Here is a 16,022-nt window from a genome sequence, read left to right as displayed (position 1 = left end):
GAGTGCGGCACATGTCAAAAGGGCATTCGCTACAAGACCCTTACCTGAATACCTTGCGTAAAGAGAAGGTCGGGGTATCGATCTATCTGGTCAACGGTATCAAGCTGCAGGGTACGATCGAGTCTTTCGACCAGTTCGTCATTTTGCTGAAGAACACGGTCAGCCAGATGGTCTACAAACACGCTATTTCCACCGTCGTACCGGTTCGCCCGATTCGCCTGCCAAGCGCTACAGACGCTGACGGTGCGGACGCCGAGCCAGGTAACGCCTGATAGGAGTCTGCCTTGTTCTTTGAGCGCCACAGTGGTGGTGAGCGTGCAATTCTCGTTCATCTGGATGGTCAGGACCCTGAGGCGCGCGAAGATCCGCAGGAGTTTCAGGAATTGGCCATCTCGGCCGGTGCCGATACCGTTGCGTTTATCAACGTGCCGCGTCATCGGCCTTCGGCCAAGTATCTGATCGGCTCTGGCAAGGTCGAAGAGCTTCGCGATCAGGTCAAGGCCGAACAGGCCGATCTGGTCATCTTCAATCACACCCTCACGCCCAGTCAGGAACGCAACCTCGAACGCGTTTTCGAGTGTCGTGTGCTTGATCGCACCGGTCTGATTCTCGATATCTTTGCGCAACGGGCGCGTACTCACGAAGGCAAGCTTCAGGTCGAACTGGCCCAGCTTGAGCACATGAGTACCCGTCTGGTCCGTGGCTGGACCCACCTTGAGCGACAGAAAGGTGGTATCGGCCTGCGCGGTCCGGGCGAAACCCAGCTTGAAACCGACCGACGTCTATTGCGGGTTCGCCTGCGGCAGATCAAGGGACGGCTGGAGAAGGTTCGCAGCCAGCGTGATCAGGCCCGTCGCGGACGTCGTCGCGCGGATATTCCATCGGTTTCACTGGTGGGATATACCAACGCCGGCAAATCGACCCTGTTCAACTCGGTAACCGATTCGGATGTGTTTGCGGCAGACCAACTGTTCGCCACGCTCGATCCGACCCTGCGTCGTCTGCAACTCGATGACCTGGGGCCTATCGTGCTGGCCGATACCGTGGGCTTCATTCGCCATCTGCCGCACAAGCTGGTCGAGGCCTTCCGCGCGACGCTTGAAGAATCGAGCAACTCCGATTTACTGCTGCATGTGATCGACTCCCACGAGCCGGATCGCATGTCGCAGATCGAGCAGGTCATGGCGGTGCTTGGCGAGATCGGCGCCGAGGGCTTGCCGATCCTCGAGGTCTATAACAAACTCGATCTGCTTGAAGGCGTAGAGCCTCAGATACAGCGCGATGCCGATGGCAAGCCGCAGCGTGTCTGGGTTTCTGCCCGTGATGGTCGAGGACTTGATCTGCTCAAACAGGCTATCGCCGAATTGCTCGGCGACGACCTGTTCGTCGGCACGCTGCTTCTGCCTCAAAGTCTTGCCCGGCTGCGTGCCCAGTTCTTTGAACTGGGTGCGGTGCAGAGCGAAACGCATGACGAGGAAGGTGCCAGCGTGCTGGCCGTACGACTGCCGCGCGTTGAACTCAATCGACTGGTGAGTCGCGAAGGATTGCAGCCGCTGGAGTTCATCGAGCAACACACTTTGCAATAAAAGCACGAGAAAGCCGTTGTACGGCTTTCCCGAGCATTCTGTAGCATTGGTCGGCGCGCCGCGGGCGCGTCTTTGCTTTATCAGATGGAGAGCGCTATGGCTTGGAATGAGCCGGGTGGCAACTCGAATAATCAAGATCCCTGGGGTGGCAAACGCCGTGGCGGCGACCGCAAGGGACCACCTGATCTCGACGAGGCCTTCCGTAAGCTGCAGGAAAGCCTGAAGGGGTTGTTCGGCGGCGGTAACAAACGCGGCAGCGATGGCGGCGGCAGTGGCAATGGCGGTGGTTCAGGCAAGGGCGGCGGCTTCGGCCTGCTCGGCATCGGGCTTGTCGTGCTCGTCGCTTTCTGGCTTTACAGCGCTATCTATGTGGTTGACGAGCAAGAGCAGGCTGTCGTGCTGCGTTTCGGTCAGTACCACGAGACCGTGGGCCCGGGTCTTAACATCTACTTCCCGCCGTTCGATCGCAAGTACATGGAGAACGTGACTCGCGAGCGTGCCTACAGCAAGCAGGGCCAGATGCTCACCGAAGACGAGAACATCGTCGAAGTGCCGCTGACCGTGCAATACAAGATCAGCGATCTTCAGGCCTTCGTGCTGAACGTCGATCAGCCTGAAATCAGCCTGCAGCACGCGACTGAAAGTGCGTTGCGCCATGTCGTGGGTTCCACGGCGATGGATCAGGTGCTGACTGAAGGCCGCGAACTGATGGCCAGCGAAATCAAGGAGCGTCTGCAACGCTTCCTGGATACCTACCGCACCGGCATCACCGTGACCCAGGTGAACGTACAGAGCGCCGCCGCGCCGCGTGAAGTGCAGGAAGCCTTTGATGACGTGATCCGCGCCCGTGAAGACGAGCAGCGTGCACGCAACCAGGCTGAAAGCTACGCCAATGGTGTGATCCCGGAAGCCCGTGGTCAGGCTCAGCGTATTCTCGAAGATGCCAACGGTTACCGCGATGAAGTGGTTTCGCGTGCCAAGGGTGAGGCGGATCGCTTTACCAAACTGGTTGCCGAGTACCGCAAGGCTCCTGAAGTCACCCGTCAGCGTCTGTATCTGGACACCATGCAGGAAGTCTTCAGCAATACCAGCAAGGTGCTCGTGACCGGCGACAAGGGGCAGAACAATCTGCTTTATCTGCCGCTCGACAAGATGATCGAGAGCAGCCGCAGCAGTAACGGCAATGGCTCCAATTCAGGTACGCCATCGCAGTCGGCCAATGATGCTGCCGCTGCTGCCGCCGCTGCCCGGGCGAATGAGGCTCAGCAGCGTGGTGAAGTACGTACCAGGGAGACTCGCTGATGAGTAACAAATCGCTGATCGCCCTCATTGTTGGCGTGATACTGGCCGTCATTGCCTGGAACAGCTTCTACATCGTGTCCCAGACAGAGCGTGCGGTCCTGCTGCAATTCGGTCGTGTGGTCCAGGCTGACGTTCAGCCGGGTCTGCATGTGAAGGTTCCTTACGTGAACCAGGTGCGCAAGTTCGACGGTCGTTTGCTGACCCTCGATGCACCGACCCAGCGCTTCCTGACACTGGAAAAGAAAGCGGTCATGGTCGATGCCTACGCCAAGTGGCGTGTGAAGGATGCGGAGCGTTTCTACACCGCGACTTCCGGCCTCAAGCAGATAGCCGACGAGCGTCTTTCGCGTCGTCTGGAATCCGGCCTGCGTGACCAGTTCGGCAAGCGCACCCTGCACGAAGTCGTGTCGGGTGAGCGAGACGCGCTGATGGCGGATATCACCGGCTCGCTGAACCGCATGGCCGAGAAAGAACTGGGTATCGAAGTCGTCGATGTCCGGGTCAAGGCCATCGATCTGCCGAAGGAAGTGAATCGCAGCGTTTTCGAACGTATGAGCACCGAGCGTGAGCGTGAAGCGCGCGAGCACCGTGCCAAGGGTAACGAGCTGGCTGAAGGCATCCGTGCCGACGCCGATCGTCAGCGTCGTGTGCTGCTGGCCGAAGCCTATCGCGAGTCGGAAGAAGCGCGTGGTGATGGTGATGCCCAGGCTGCCGCGATCTACTCCAAGGCGTATGGTCAGGACCAGGAGTTCTACGCGTTCTATCGCAGCCTGCGTGCCTACCGCGAAAGCTTTGCGAACAAGAGCGACGTGATGGTGCTTGATCCGAACAGCGAATTCTTTCGCTACATGGAAAAAGCCAAGCCGTAATTAATCATCCGCCGGGCGGCAAAACCGCCCGGTGGGGTGAACGTACGGTGAAACGTGTGTATCATGCGGCAGCCGGGAAATTCCCGGCTTTTTTGCGTCTGCACGATTGATTGGCCGTATCTGAATCGGAACGCGGCAAGATTTTTCGAGGAAAGTGGTCTGCAAGGCCTGTCTCGGGCATTTGTCGTGCCCGTCATACGGCGCACCACTTTCTGCTTCACTCAAGGTCGGCCCGTAGGCTGGCCGCCTGGATCACAGGGGAATGGCGTAATGGCAACGGTCGACCGCTGGCTGCTACCAGATGGCATCGAAGAAGTACTGCCACCGGAAGCGGCGCGCATTGAAGTAGCGCGCCGTCAGGTGTTGGATCTGTTTCAGAGCTGGGGCTATGAGTTTGTCGTCACCCCGCATATCGAGTATCTCGAGTCCCTGCTGACTGGCGCGGGTTCGGATCTGGATCTGCGCACCTTCAAGGTTATCGACCCGCAATCGGGCCGGCAGATGGGCTTTCGCGCCGACATCACGCCGCAGGTTGCACGCATCGATGCGCACACCCTGAAACGTGAAGGCCCGAGCCGTCTGTGCTACGCGGGCAGCGTTCTGCATGCCCAGCCGCGCGCGCTGTCGTCCTCGCGCAGCCCGATACAACTGGGTGCCGAGTTGTACGGCGATGCGAGCCCGAGCAGCGACGTCGAAGTCATCAGCCTGATGCTGGCCATGCTGCAACTGGCCGATGTGCCGGATGTGCACATGGACCTCGGGCATGTCGGTATCTATCGCGGTCTGGCGCGTGCCGCCGGCCTGTCGGGTGAAGTCGAGCAGCAGTTGTTCGATGCACTGCAGCGCAAGGCCATCGATGAGGTGATTGCCCTCACCGCCGATCTGCCGCCAGAGCTGGCAACGATGCTGCGCGCACTGGTCGATCTGTGCGGTGGTCGTGAGGTGCTGGACGCCGCACGTGATCGTCTGGCCGGCGCACCTGCGCCGGTGCTGGCCGCGCTGGATGACCTGCTGTCGATCGCCGAGCGTCTGACTGCGCGTTTCCCGCAGTTGCCGCTGTACTTTGATCTCGGCGAACTGCGCGGCTACCACTACCACACCGGTGTGGTGTTCGCGGTATTCGTACCGGGCGTGGGCCAGTCGATCGCTCAGGGCGGTCGTTACGATGACATCGGCGCCGACTTCGGTCGTGCCCGCCCGGCGACCGGCTTTTCCACCGACCTGAAAACCCTGGTTACCCTGGGGCAGGCAGAAATCGTCCTACCGTCTGGTGGCATCTGGGTGCCGGACAGTACGGATGCGGCACTCTGGCAGATGGTTTGCCAGTTGCGCAGTGAAGGTCAGCGTGTGGTTCAGGCCTTGCCTGGGCAGCAGGCGAGCGCCGCGCGTGAAGCCGACTGTGACCGGCAATTGATTCAGCATGGCGAGCACTGGCAGGTAATGCCGCTGGCTTCTTGAGTATTCCTGCCGGCCGCCGCCGGCACCAAGTTTGCGTGAATGAGGACAAGTGTTATGGGTAAGAATGTCGTAGTCCTGGGCACTCAATGGGGTGATGAGGGCAAAGGCAAGATCGTTGATCTGCTGACCGAACATGCTACCGCCGTAGTTCGCTATCAGGGTGGCCACAACGCGGGCCACACACTGGTGATCGACGGTGAGAAAACCGTATTGCACCTGATTCCGTCCGGTGTGCTGCGCGAAGGCGTGCAGTGCCTGATCGGTAACGGTGTGGTGGTTGCTCCCGACGCGCTCCTGCGCGAAATCATCAAGCTGGAAGAGAAAGGCATTCCGGTGCGCGAGCGCCTGCGCATCAGCCCGTCCTGCCCGCTGATCCTGTCGTATCACGTGGCACTCGACCAGGCGCGTGAAAAGGCCCGTGGCGAGTTCAAGATCGGCACCACCGGTCGCGGCATCGGCCCCGCTTACGAAGACAAGGTTGCACGTCGCGGTCTGCGCATCGGCGACCTGTTCCATCGCGAGCGTTTCGCCGCCAAGCTGGGCGAACTGCTCGACTACCACAACTTCGTGCTGGTCAATTACTACAAAGAGCCTGCCATCGACTTCCAGAAGACACTCGACGAGTGCATGGAATACGCTGACATGCTCAAGCCGCTGATGCTTGACGTCACCGCTGCGCTGCATGAAATGCGTCGCGACGGCAAAGACATCATGTTCGAAGGTGCCCAGGGTTCGCTGCTGGACATCGACCACGGTACCTACCCGTACGTCACCAGCTCCAACACCACTGCGGGCGGCATTGCCACCGGTTCCGGTTTTGGTCCGATGTACCTGGATTACATCCTGGGCATCACCAAGGCCTACACCACGCGCGTGGGTTCGGGTCCGTTCCCGACCGAACTGTTTGACGATGTCGGTGCCTTCCTGGCCAAGCGCGGTCACGAGTTCGGTGCTACCACCGGTCGAGCCCGCCGTTGCGGCTGGTTCGATGCGGTCATCCTGCGTCGCGCTATCGAAATCAACAGCATTTCGGGTCTGTGCCTGACCAAGCTGGACGTGCTCGACGGTCTGGAAACCATCAACATCTGCATCGGCTACGAGAACGAAGAAGGCGCGGTTATCGACGCGCCTACCGACGCTGACAGCTACCTCGGCCTGCGTCCGGTCTACGAAGAAATGCCGGGCTGGAGCGAGTCCACACTGGGTGCCAAGACCCTTGAAGAGCTGCCGGCCGCTGCACGCGCCTACATCAAACGCGTCGAAGAGCTGGTCGGTGCGCCTATCGATATCATTTCGACCGGTCCTGACCGCAACGAAACCATCGTACTGCGTCACCCGTTCGGCTGATCCATCGCCGAGCACACAAAGAGGGCCGCATTTGCGGCCCTTTTTGCGTTCAGCGTCGGGTGGATTCAATCCGGCAAAAAGTGAGACTTGTGTCACGGCACGGCGCTTGCTACAAAGATGACAGAAAAGTGCCATCATTTTAATGGCGCTGTGGGTGGAAGGATTCTCCTGTGTCTGCAGTCTTGTCTCTCTTGCAAAGTCGTCTGCTGCGCCCGGTCTTTATTGCGCTGGGCATTGCCCTTTTGGTGCAGGTCATCGTGGCGGTTGCGCTTACCCGGAGCACGGTCACCGCGCTTGAGGCTGATCTCGCCAACCGTCTCGGGGTAGATTCGCAACATCTTTCCGCAGAGCTGGAGTCGGCGAGTAGCGAAGTGACATCGAGCCTCGATGCGTTGTCATCCAGCACTCGTCAGCGCCTGAGTGTCGGGCTTTCTACCCGTCTGAAGGACGAGCAGGCTCAACTGCGTGCCACGCTGGAGAAAGACCTTCGCGAGTCCGCGACCGACATGGCCGAACTGCTGGCTGCCGTCGCTCCGCGCGCCATGTGGGACAACGACACTCCGACGCTTTCCGAATTCGCACGCCGTGCCCAGCGCAATCCCAACGTACTGTTCGTCGTTTATGACGACGCCGCAGGTGAGCACCTTACACGTTACATGAATCGCGACAATCCGCTGGTCAAGGCCCTGCTGGCCAAGGGTGAGGGCGAGCGGGCGATGGACAAGGTCCTCAATGCGGCGAAAAACGATCCTTCCGTGTATTACGTTGAAGCGTCCATCAGCCCTAACGGTGTCGAGATCGGCAAGGTGCGCATGGGTGTGTCAACGGCAACGGTCGAAGAGAACCTTGCCGCCCTGGACAAGCGTTTCGCGACCCTGATCACCAGTGGTGAACAATTGGTGTCTGACAGCCTTGCCAGTGCCTCGAAAGACAGCTCGACGGCCTTGCGCACGCGTCTGCAGTCGGCTCAGGCGGCAGGGGTGGCGATGACCGCCAACACGCGTGTTGCGGTTCAGGAAGCTGCCGAAACACTGCGCTGGAGAATCGGCATGGGTCTGGCGCTGGTCGGCCTGTGTGTCTTGCTGTTACTGGCGGTGGTGCTCGGACGTCGGGTTGTCAGCAAGTTGCATCTGTTGATCGCTGCACTCAATGACCTGGCGGCGGGGGAGGGCGATCTGACCAAGCGCGTCAAGCTGGACAGCAATGACGAGATTGGTGATATGTCGGCGGCGGTCAACCGCTTCATCGACAAGCTGCAACCTATCGTCCGCGAGGCGGGCGAAGTGGCGCAGCGCACCGGGCAGGAAATCGGTGTCATGAGCGAGCGTAACGCCGGTGCCGATGCGGCGGCCGAATTGCAGCGGGACGAAGTGGCGGCCAGCCTCAAAGCGCTGGAGCAGATGGCCGACGAGGCGCAGTCGGAAAGCCATGCGATGCAGGCAGCCCTGCGTCAGGTGATCGATATCAAGCAGGCAACCGATGAAAACACCCGTACCTCCAGTCAGGTTGGCGGGTTGATCGAAGCGCTGGCCGGGCAGGTTGAGACGGGGGCGCAAGTGATCGAGCGTCTGGCGCAGCAAAGCCAGCAGATCGAGGTGGTGCTGGAAGTCATTCATGGTATTGCCGAGCAAACCAACCTGCTGGCGTTGAACGCAGCCATCGAAGCGGCTCGCGCAGGTGAGACGGGCAGAGGCTTTGCCGTGGTGGCTGACGAAGTGCGTGCGCTGGCCAGCAAGACCCAAAGCTCGACGGGCGATATTCAGGAGCACATCGTGGCCTTGCAGCGCGGCGCGAAAGAGGCGGTCGCAGCCATCGGCATTGCCGGGCGCCAAGCCAAGGAAGGTCTTGAGGTGCTGCGCGACAGCGCCAAGCGGCAGCAGACGGTGCAAGCTTCCGTGGAGCAGGTGCATGCGGCCATTGGTCTGGCGACCAGGGCGGCCGTTCATCAGGCTGAAGGCGCTCAGGCGGTGCGTGGCCGGGTAGAGGTGATCCATGCTCAGGCCGAGCGTGCTGCCAAGGCGGTGGTGGAGACGACTGCCAGCGGCAAAGTGCTCGATGGGCTGGCTGCACAGTTGAAGGCGAGCCTGGGGCAGTTCCGGGCTTGAGGTGTTGAGCGTTTTTGGGAAAAGGCCTTCGCTTACACTTTGGTTTGCGAGGCGCTCAGCAGGATGTTTGACACAGTGCTGACATCGTAGCGAAGCGTCGTGTACTCATTTTCAAAGGCACAAGGCGGGCTGTGTCTGGATAATCGCAAAAAGTTTATTTTTAAAATGTCTACCTGTTACTTCTGATAGTAATCCTATAAGCAACGATCCTCTACAGTGAGCAAGAACTCATGATGACTGATGAGTACTCTGTACTGTGCTGGCCTCAGAACGTACAGCCGGATATATAATTTTATTTCTATGGAAGGAATGAATATGACTGTCTTATGGGATGTTCCTCTTGCCCCGGTAGGTGTTGGGGGTGTCTGGAGAACTGATGCGGTTACAGGAGTAAAATATGTTCAACTGGGCTACCCCGACAAGCCTTCATCACCCCCCTCGCCGTCGGATATGTCCTACCTTGCAGGGCGGGGGCTCGGAGTCAGGCTGTCGTCGATATGGAACAATTATTACGTGAGTTTTGCTCCTGGCGAGCACGTTCAAATTAATTTCAAGGGTAAGTCTCAGAGTGGAACGCTGATTAGTTGGAGTACGTCTTACATAGCGCGATCTGTCGTTGGTGGTGATGTACTTACCGTGACGGTGCCGTCTGATATTGTGAAAGCGCTCGCCGGTCAAACAGCGACTATTCAGTATGTCGTCAGGCCCGCAAGTTCCAGCATGACTGGCAAGATTCGCACATCGCGACCTCTTGAGTTTCAGATTCGAGTCTTTATCTGCCTGCTCCCGAATTGTTGGAAGCCGTCAACGACTCTATCGACCCGGACCACATCAGTGCCAAGGCAGCGGTCAACTTTGTAACGGTCAGTCTCGATTACCCAGGTATTCAGCTTGGGGACACTGTCAAACTTGTCAGGGAAGGCGTGGACGCCAAGCAGAATGCAATTAACTTTACTGACAAAGACCGGCCCATCAGTGCCAGCAATCTACAGCGTCGTCCAATGAAAATTACCTGGACAGATGCCGATATCAAGCCGCTGGTCAATGGGGTCATGAGTATCTACTACAAGGTTTATAGAGATGGCGTCTGGTATACCTCGCCCAAGCGCAATATCTATGTCGGACCAAGCCTTGCGAGTTTGCCGCCATTTATCAACGAAGTTTCTGATAATCGTCTCGATCCGGACAAAATTGCTGACTCTATCAATGTTCATATTCCTTCCGCTGGAACACTGGTAAAAGACAAGATCACGCTATTCTGGAGTGACTCGTCAAAACAGAAGACGTTTACCGATGAGGGGGTTGTTACACAGCAGAATGTCGATGGCGACATGTCATTTGATGTGTATCTGGATAATCCCATTGAATTCAACCGAGGCAAGGTTGTGACGGTTTTTTACCTGCTTGAGCGTGTCCTGCCAGATGGACGTAAAGTCAGTTTTCGCTCTGCTGACTATCAGTTTTTTGTCGGCAGCCAGAAGGATCAGGAGGCTGCAGATGCCAGGGTTTTGACCGGCGCTGTGGTGGACGGTGTCAAAGACGGCACAATGGATGCTGCTCTTGCGAGCGTTGGAACAAAACTCACCGTGCCTTCCGCCGAAACTCAGGTGGGAGACAGTGTTGCTGCTTATTGGCAGCCGGCCGAGGGTGGTGATCCGGTCGTATTGGGTGTTCAGGCTGTTGATGCAGCCAACGTGAATATCGACCTGGTATTCAACATTCCCGCGGCCTCCGTCAGCACAGCGCTCAACAAAAAGACCATTGTCTATTACGTTATTGAGCGAAAAGGGCTTGGCGGCAAGACTCAGAAGTTCAGGTCTCAGGAAGAACTGTTTTCGGTAGGCACTCAGGTGGCTGGTCTATTGCTTCCTGCTCCTGAGGTTCCGGCGTCTGTTGACTGGGTCCTTGATCCGATGGCCGTGCAAAATGGCACAACAGTGGTTGTTCAGCCTTACCCCACCATTGCTGTCGGCGACAAGGTCCGGCTCTTCTGGATCGGTACTGACGGCCCCGGGACGCCAGCTATAGCCGAACAAACTGTCGGCAGTGTGAGCAATGCATTGGAGTTCGTTATTCCAGCCTCGGCAATTGGTTCCAATACCGGGGCAGAGGTTTGGGTCTATTATCAGGTCACGCGCAACGGGCTGATCAATCCGATAGATTCTGACGACACCATCATCGATGTCGATCTACTTGGTGGGGATAACCTGTCTCTGCCAGTGGTCGGCCAGGCACCCGCAGATCTGCTGGATCTGGCCTCGGTAAAAACCGACATCGTGGTGACGCTCAAGAAGTGGCCATTCATGGCAGCCGGTCAACGTGTGTGGTTGCGGCTGGAAGGTACTGCCCAGGATGGTAGTGCGGTGGAGATCAACGTCTGGACAGCCAGAATATTGACCGATGCCGATGCAAAGCAGGACTTGGCTATTACTATCACTCGGGCCCAGTTCGATAATTTGGCGGCGGGCAGTCAGTTGCAGGTATTTGCAAAGGTTGCGTTCGATGGTGACTTCAGTGACACCTACGCTGAAGACTTTCCGACGCTGAGTTTGACAATCAAACCGCAAGGCAGCTTGCTGAGTGTCAAGTTTTCAGATGTTTCTTTAAGCGCTGCGTACCCGAAGCCAGGCAGCACTGCTGCAGTGCCGCCCGGCTCAAGTCAGTTGATGGTTGTTAGTGGCGGTAAAGGTCCCTATACGTTCGTGTCCGGGGATTCGTCTATCGTCGAGGTCGATGCTAAAGGCCTGTTGATGGCCAGGAAGAACGGATCTGTATATGTCCAGGTGCGAGATTCCCTTGGCCAGGTTGTGTACGTAACGGTCACTGTCCAAGGTATTTCCACGTTGGAGTACCTGAATTTCAGTACTTACACAGAATGCAAGAAAATTGCCGACAGCAGAGGTCTTGTCATTCCGGACCTGGCTACCTGGCGCAGGCTCCGTGCCGAGGGTGGCGGAAAGTTAAGCATCGACCTCCCGGCGGCGCCTGCTGGACAGCAATGGGATCGACGGGTCTGGGCAAGTGATAGTGGTAATCTTCCATTTACCAGAAAGAGTTATTTCCCGGATGATGACAAGGATAAGGATCTGAAAGACATAGTGATAGGTGGCGAGGCAGCCTATGGCTTTGGATTGAAGATATAAGCTGGATGCGGTCTGCTGATTTGAAATAGATGACTTTGCGATCCCAAAAACGAAAAAACCGAGCCATTGGCTCGGTTTTTTTTGAATTGGTGCCCAGAAGAAGACTCGAACTTCCACGACCTTGCGGTCACCAGCACCTGAAGCTGGCGTGTCTACCAATTTCACCATCTGGGCAGCATCAGCAGCGTGTACGCCGTTGATGGGGCGCACTATACGGCGATCGTTTTACTCTGTAAACCCCTGTTTTGATTTAATAATCAAACCCTGAAAATGCAAAAACCCGCTTTCGCGGGTTTTTGTAAGGCTTGAGACTGTTGTAGTCTGTCGCCTGAATTGGTGCCCAGAAGAAGACTCGAACTTCCACGACCTTGCGGTCACCAGCACCTGAAGCTGGCGTGTCTACCAATTTCACCATCTGGGCAGTATCGACAGGCATCAACCTGTCGATGGCGCGCACTATACGGAGCGTCTTTTAGGCTGTAAAGCCCGGCAGTGCAAAAAAACCGAAAAAAATCGCGGACGGCGTATTTCGAGTGTTTCAGCGGGGTCCTAGAGGCTTTTTGTCCAGTGGATTGAGCGTGAAATTTCCCGTTTCATGAGGTCTATGCCAAACTAACCCCTATATATACAAGGTGAAAACTATCTAATGGCCGATTGGCAGTCCCTCGATCCCGAGGCCGCTCGTGAAGCGGAAAAATACGAAAACCCTATTCCCAGTCGCGAGCTGATCTTGCAGCACCTTGCCGAGCGCGGTTCGCCGGCCAGTCGCGAGCAACTGGTCGAAGAGTTCGGCCTGACCACCGAAGATCAATTCGAGGCTCTGCGCCGCCGCCTGCGGGCGATGGAGCGTGACGCCCAGTTGATCTACACGCGTCGCGGCACTTATGCACCGGTAGACAAGCTTGACCTGATCCTGGGTCGCATCTCCGGGCATCGTGATGGCTTCGGCTTTCTGGTGCCGGACGACGGCTCCGACGACCTGTTCATGAGCCCGGCGCAAATGCGCCTGGTGTTCGATGGTGACCGGGCACTGGCCCGTGTTTCCGGTCTTGACCGTCGCGGTCGCCGCGAAGGTGTGATCGTCGAAGTGATCTCGCGTGCTCACGAAAGCATCGTGGGTCGCTATTTCGAAGAAAGCGGCATCGGCTTCGTGGTGCCCGACAACCCGAAAATCCAGCAGGAAGTGCTGGTGACGCCGGGTCGTAACAACGGCGCCAAGATCGGCCAGTTCGTCGAGGTGAAAATCACCCATTGGCCGACGCCGCGCTTCCAGCCGCAAGGTGACGTGATCGAAGTGGTGGGCAACTACATGGCGCCCGGCATGGAGATCGATGTAGCGCTGCGTACCTACGACATTCCGCACGTGTGGCCCGAAGCTGTCCTCAAGGAAGCTGCCAAGCTCAAGCCGGAAGTCGAAGAGAAGGACAAGGAACACCGCGTCGATCTGCGCCATCTGCCGTTCGTGACCATTGACGGCGAAGATGCTCGTGACTTCGACGATGCGGTTTACTGCGAAGCCAAGCCGGGCAAACTGCGTTTGTTCTCCGGTGGCTGGAAGCTCTACGTGGCGATTGCCGACGTATCGAGCTACGTGAAGATCGGCTCGGCGCTGGATGCTGAATCCCAGGTGCGCGGCAACTCGGTGTATTTCCCCGAGCGCGTCGTGCCCATGCTGCCTGAGCAATTGTCCAACGGCCTGTGCTCGCTGAACCCGCATGTCGATCGTCTGGCCATGGTCTGCGAGATGACAATCTCCAAGACCGGCGAGATGACTGACTACGTGTTCTACGAAGGCATCATCCACTCCCACGCTCGCCTGACCTACAACAAGGTCAGCACGATTCTGGAGCAGCCGAAAACCGCCGAGGCGAAAAGCCTGCGCGGCGAATACGGCGATGTGGTGCCGCACCTCAAACAGCTTTATGCCATGTACAAGGTATTGCTGGGCGCGCGTCATGTGCGTGGTGCGATCGATTTCGAAACTCAGGAAACCCGGATCATCTTCGGTTCCGAGCGCAAGATTGCCGAAATCCGTCCGACCACCCGTAATGATGCCCACAAGCTGATCGAGGAATGCATGCTGGCTGCCAACGTGGCCACCGCGCAGTTCCTGAAGAAGCACGAAATTCCTGCGTTGTACCGCGTTCACGATGGTCCGCCACCAGAGCGCCTGGAAAAACTGCGTGCGTTCCTCGGCGAGCTGGGTCTGACGTTGCACAAAGGCAAGGAAGGCCCGACACCGAAGGATTATCAGGCGCTGCTTGAAACCGTTCGCGATCGTCCTGACTACCACCTGATCCAGACCGTGATGCTGCGTTCGTTGAGCCAGGCGGTCTACAGCTCGGACAACAACGGTCACTTCGGTCTGAATTACGAAGCGTACACGCACTTCACGTCGCCTATCCGTCGTTATCCGGACCTGCTGACCCATCGCGCGATTCGCAGTGTCATTCGCTCCAAGCAGGATACGCCGCATGTTCGTCGTGCCGGCGCGGCCACGATTCCGAAGGCGCGCATCTACCCGTACGACGACGCGCTGCTCGACCAGTTGGGCGAACAATGTTCGATGAGCGAGCGCCGTGCCGACGAGGCCACGCGCGACGTGGTCAACTGGCTCAAGTGCGAATACATGAAGGATCGCGTAGGCGAGTCGTTCCCGGGCGTGATCACCGCTGTAACCGGCTTTGGCCTGTTCGTCGAGTTGACCGACATCTATGTCGAAGGCCTGGTCCACGTGACCGCCTTGCCGGGTGACTACTACCACTTCGATCCGCTGCACCACCGCCTTGCCGGCGAGCGTACCGGGCGTAACTTCCGCTTGGGCGACACCGTTGAAGTGCGGGTCATGCGCGTCGATCTGGACGAACGCAAGATCGATTTCGAGATCTCCGAAGCGGCAGCGGCTGCGAAGCCGACGGCTCGCAAGCGTCGTGGTAATGACACCGCGGCACCTGCTGCCACAGCCACGGCTGAAAAGGACAAGGCACCTGCCAAGTCCGGACGCCGTAGCGCTTCGACCAAGGACAGCAGTCCCGAAGCGTATCGCCCGAGCGATGCCGCCGCGAAAAACGCAGAAGTGCGTAAAAGCCGCGAGCTGAAAAAAGCGCTTCTGGCAGACGCGAAGGGTGGTAGCAAGGCATCGTCGGGAAAGTCTGACAGGTCGGGCTCTGCGCCTTCATCGGGCAAGCCGGCCAGCAAACACCGTAAAGGCTCGTCAAAAACGGGCTCCGCGCCAGCTGCGAAAAGCAGTGGCGCTCGTAAACCCAAGGCCAAGTCATGAGTCAGCTGGAAAAAATCTACGGCGTTCACGCTGTAGAAGCGTTACTTCGTCATCATCCGAAACGCGTCAAGCACATCTGGCTGGCCGAGGGTCGTAACGACCCTCGCGTCCAGACGCTGGTGGCACTGGCCGCGGAGAATCGCGTGACCATCGGGCAGGCCGAGCGCCGCGAAATGGATGCCTGGGTCGAGGGCGTGCATCAGGGCGTTGTTGCCGATGTCAGCCCGAGTCAGGTCTGGGGCGAGGCGATGCTCGACGAGCTGCTGGACCGCAGTGAAGGCTCGCCGCTGCTGTTGGTGCTGGACGGCGTGACCGATCCACACAACCTCGGCGCTTGCCTGCGTACCGCCGATGCGGCAGGTGCACTGGCGGTCATCGTGCCCAAGGACAAGTCCGCAACCCTGACGCCAGCCGTGCGAAAGGTCGCCTGCGGTGCCGCCGAGGTTATCCCGCTTGTGGCAGTGACCAACCTGGCGCGTACCCTGGAAAAACTGCAGCAGCGCGGATTGTGGGTGGTAGGTACTGCGGGCGAGGCCGAGGTCGAGCTGTATCAGCAGGACCTGACCGGGCCGACCATCATTATCATGGGCGCGGAAGGCAAGGGCATGCGTCGCCTGACCCGTGAACATTGTGATTATCTGGTGCGCCTGCCGATGGCGGGCAGTGTCAGCAGTCTCAATGTGTCGGTCGCGACCGGCGTGTGTCTGTTTGAAGCGCTGCGCCAGCGCAGTGTCAAGGCTGCCGGCAAAAAGGCCTGATTTCGGCGCCTGGCCAGAGCGAGCAGGTCGCGCCATGCGATCTGCTCATTAATTCACCAATTGCCTTGCGCCTCCCTCGACCCTTCTCTACAATTGCGCCCCTTGCTGTCACGGCAGGCGCGCATGTGCCTGTCCCTGAGCAAGACCAACAGTGTCATTCACTCCTTGTCTGAC

9 protein-coding genes, 2 tRNA genes and 1 pseudogene are annotated in these 16,022 nt (G+C 58.2%); 10 read left to right on the top strand and 2 right to left on the bottom strand.

Annotated elements, in window-relative coordinates:
- Positions 1–11: 11 nt before the first annotated feature.
- The 8 genes and pseudogenes from hfq to JOE34_RS25765 all read left to right on the top strand — a co-directional run bounded on the left by hfq (position 12) and on the right by JOE34_RS25765 (position 11,810).
- The gene (hfq, locus tag JOE34_RS03420) at positions 12–272 is read left to right on the top strand and encodes an RNA chaperone Hfq (protein ID WP_002551819.1); all 261 of its coding nucleotides are present in this window, start codon (positions 12–14) and stop codon (positions 270–272) included.
- Positions 273–284: 12 nt separating this feature from the next.
- On the top strand, positions 285–1,586 hold the full coding sequence (gene hflX / locus JOE34_RS03415) for a ribosome rescue GTPase HflX (RefSeq protein ID WP_002551820.1): 1,302 nt from the start codon (positions 285–287) through the stop codon (positions 1,584–1,586).
- Positions 1,587–1,682: 96 nt separating this feature from the next.
- Positions 1,683–2,888, top strand: a complete 1,206-nt coding sequence (gene hflK / locus JOE34_RS03410) for an FtsH protease activity modulator HflK (RefSeq protein WP_003422345.1) — start codon at positions 1,683–1,685, stop codon at positions 2,886–2,888.
- A complete protein-coding gene (gene hflC / locus JOE34_RS03405) occupies positions 2,888–3,757 on the top strand; it encodes a protease modulator HflC (RefSeq protein ID WP_003393535.1) in 870 nt (289 codons plus the stop codon). Before hflK ends, hflC begins: the two co-directional genes overlap by 1 nt.
- Before the next feature lie 270 nt (positions 3,758–4,027).
- Positions 4,028–5,215: an ATP phosphoribosyltransferase regulatory subunit gene (locus tag JOE34_RS03400; protein ID WP_016567069.1), complete on the top strand. Its 1,188-nt coding sequence runs from the start codon at positions 4,028–4,030 to the stop codon at positions 5,213–5,215.
- 54 nt (positions 5,216–5,269) lie between these two features.
- On the top strand, positions 5,270–6,562 hold the full coding sequence (locus JOE34_RS03395) for an adenylosuccinate synthase (protein WP_003422343.1): 1,293 nt from the start codon (positions 5,270–5,272) through the stop codon (positions 6,560–6,562).
- Positions 6,563–6,732: 170 nt separating this feature from the next.
- The gene (locus JOE34_RS03390; RefSeq protein ID WP_016567070.1) at positions 6,733–8,667 is read left to right on the top strand and encodes a methyl-accepting chemotaxis protein; all 1,935 of its coding nucleotides are present in this window, start codon (positions 6,733–6,735) and stop codon (positions 8,665–8,667) included.
- A 315-nt stretch (positions 8,668–8,982) separates the two neighbouring features.
- Positions 8,983–11,810: pseudogene (locus JOE34_RS25765) on the top strand (hypothetical protein).
- Between the two features lie 87 nt (positions 11,811–11,897).
- Here the strand turns inward: JOE34_RS25765 and JOE34_RS03375 are convergent.
- Together JOE34_RS03375 and JOE34_RS03370 are read right to left on the bottom strand one after the other, a co-directional pair.
- Positions 11,898–11,984: transfer RNA gene (locus tag JOE34_RS03375), tRNA-Leu, on the bottom strand.
- Between the two features lie 160 nt (positions 11,985–12,144).
- Positions 12,145–12,231 (bottom strand) — tRNA-Leu (locus JOE34_RS03370).
- A 225-nt stretch (positions 12,232–12,456) separates the two neighbouring features.
- Between JOE34_RS03370 and rnr the strand changes: the two genes are divergently transcribed.
- Positions 12,457–15,090: a ribonuclease R gene (gene rnr, locus JOE34_RS03365; protein ID WP_003393525.1), complete on the top strand. Its 2,634-nt coding sequence runs from the start codon at positions 12,457–12,459 to the stop codon at positions 15,088–15,090.
- The gene (rlmB, locus tag JOE34_RS03360) at positions 15,087–15,848 is read left to right on the top strand and encodes a 23S rRNA (guanosine(2251)-2'-O)-methyltransferase RlmB (protein WP_003317206.1); all 762 of its coding nucleotides are present in this window, start codon (positions 15,087–15,089) and stop codon (positions 15,846–15,848) included. The genes rnr and rlmB overlap by 4 nt, the downstream gene beginning before the upstream one ends.
- The last annotated feature ends 174 nt before the right edge of the window (positions 15,849–16,022 follow it).

The organism is Pseudomonas sp. PvP028 (genome assembly GCF_017832255.1).
GTDB lineage: Bacteria > Pseudomonadota > Gammaproteobacteria > Pseudomonadales > Pseudomonadaceae > Aquipseudomonas > Aquipseudomonas syringae.
The sequence above is the reverse complement of the archived record's forward strand: the minus strand, read 5'-3'. Positions and strand labels throughout refer to the sequence as shown.

Excerpts from the sequence above, each read along its gene's own strand:
- hfq (WP_002551819.1), top strand. The coding sequence starts at position 12 with ATGTCAAAAGGGCATTCGCTACAAGACCCTTACCTGAATACCTTGCGT.
- hflK (WP_003422345.1), top strand. The coding sequence starts at position 1,683 with ATGGCTTGGAATGAGCCGGGTGGCAACTCGAATAATCAAGATCCCTGG.
- hflC (WP_003393535.1), top strand. The coding sequence starts at position 2,888 with ATGAGTAACAAATCGCTGATCGCCCTCATTGTTGGCGTGATACTGGCC.
- JOE34_RS03400 (WP_016567069.1), top strand. The coding sequence starts at position 4,028 with ATGGCAACGGTCGACCGCTGGCTGCTACCAGATGGCATCGAAGAAGTA.
- JOE34_RS03395 (WP_003422343.1), top strand. The coding sequence starts at position 5,270 with ATGGGTAAGAATGTCGTAGTCCTGGGCACTCAATGGGGTGATGAGGGC.
- rnr (WP_003393525.1), top strand. The coding sequence starts at position 12,457 with ATGGCCGATTGGCAGTCCCTCGATCCCGAGGCCGCTCGTGAAGCGGAA.
- rlmB (WP_003317206.1), top strand. The coding sequence starts at position 15,087 with ATGAGTCAGCTGGAAAAAATCTACGGCGTTCACGCTGTAGAAGCGTTA.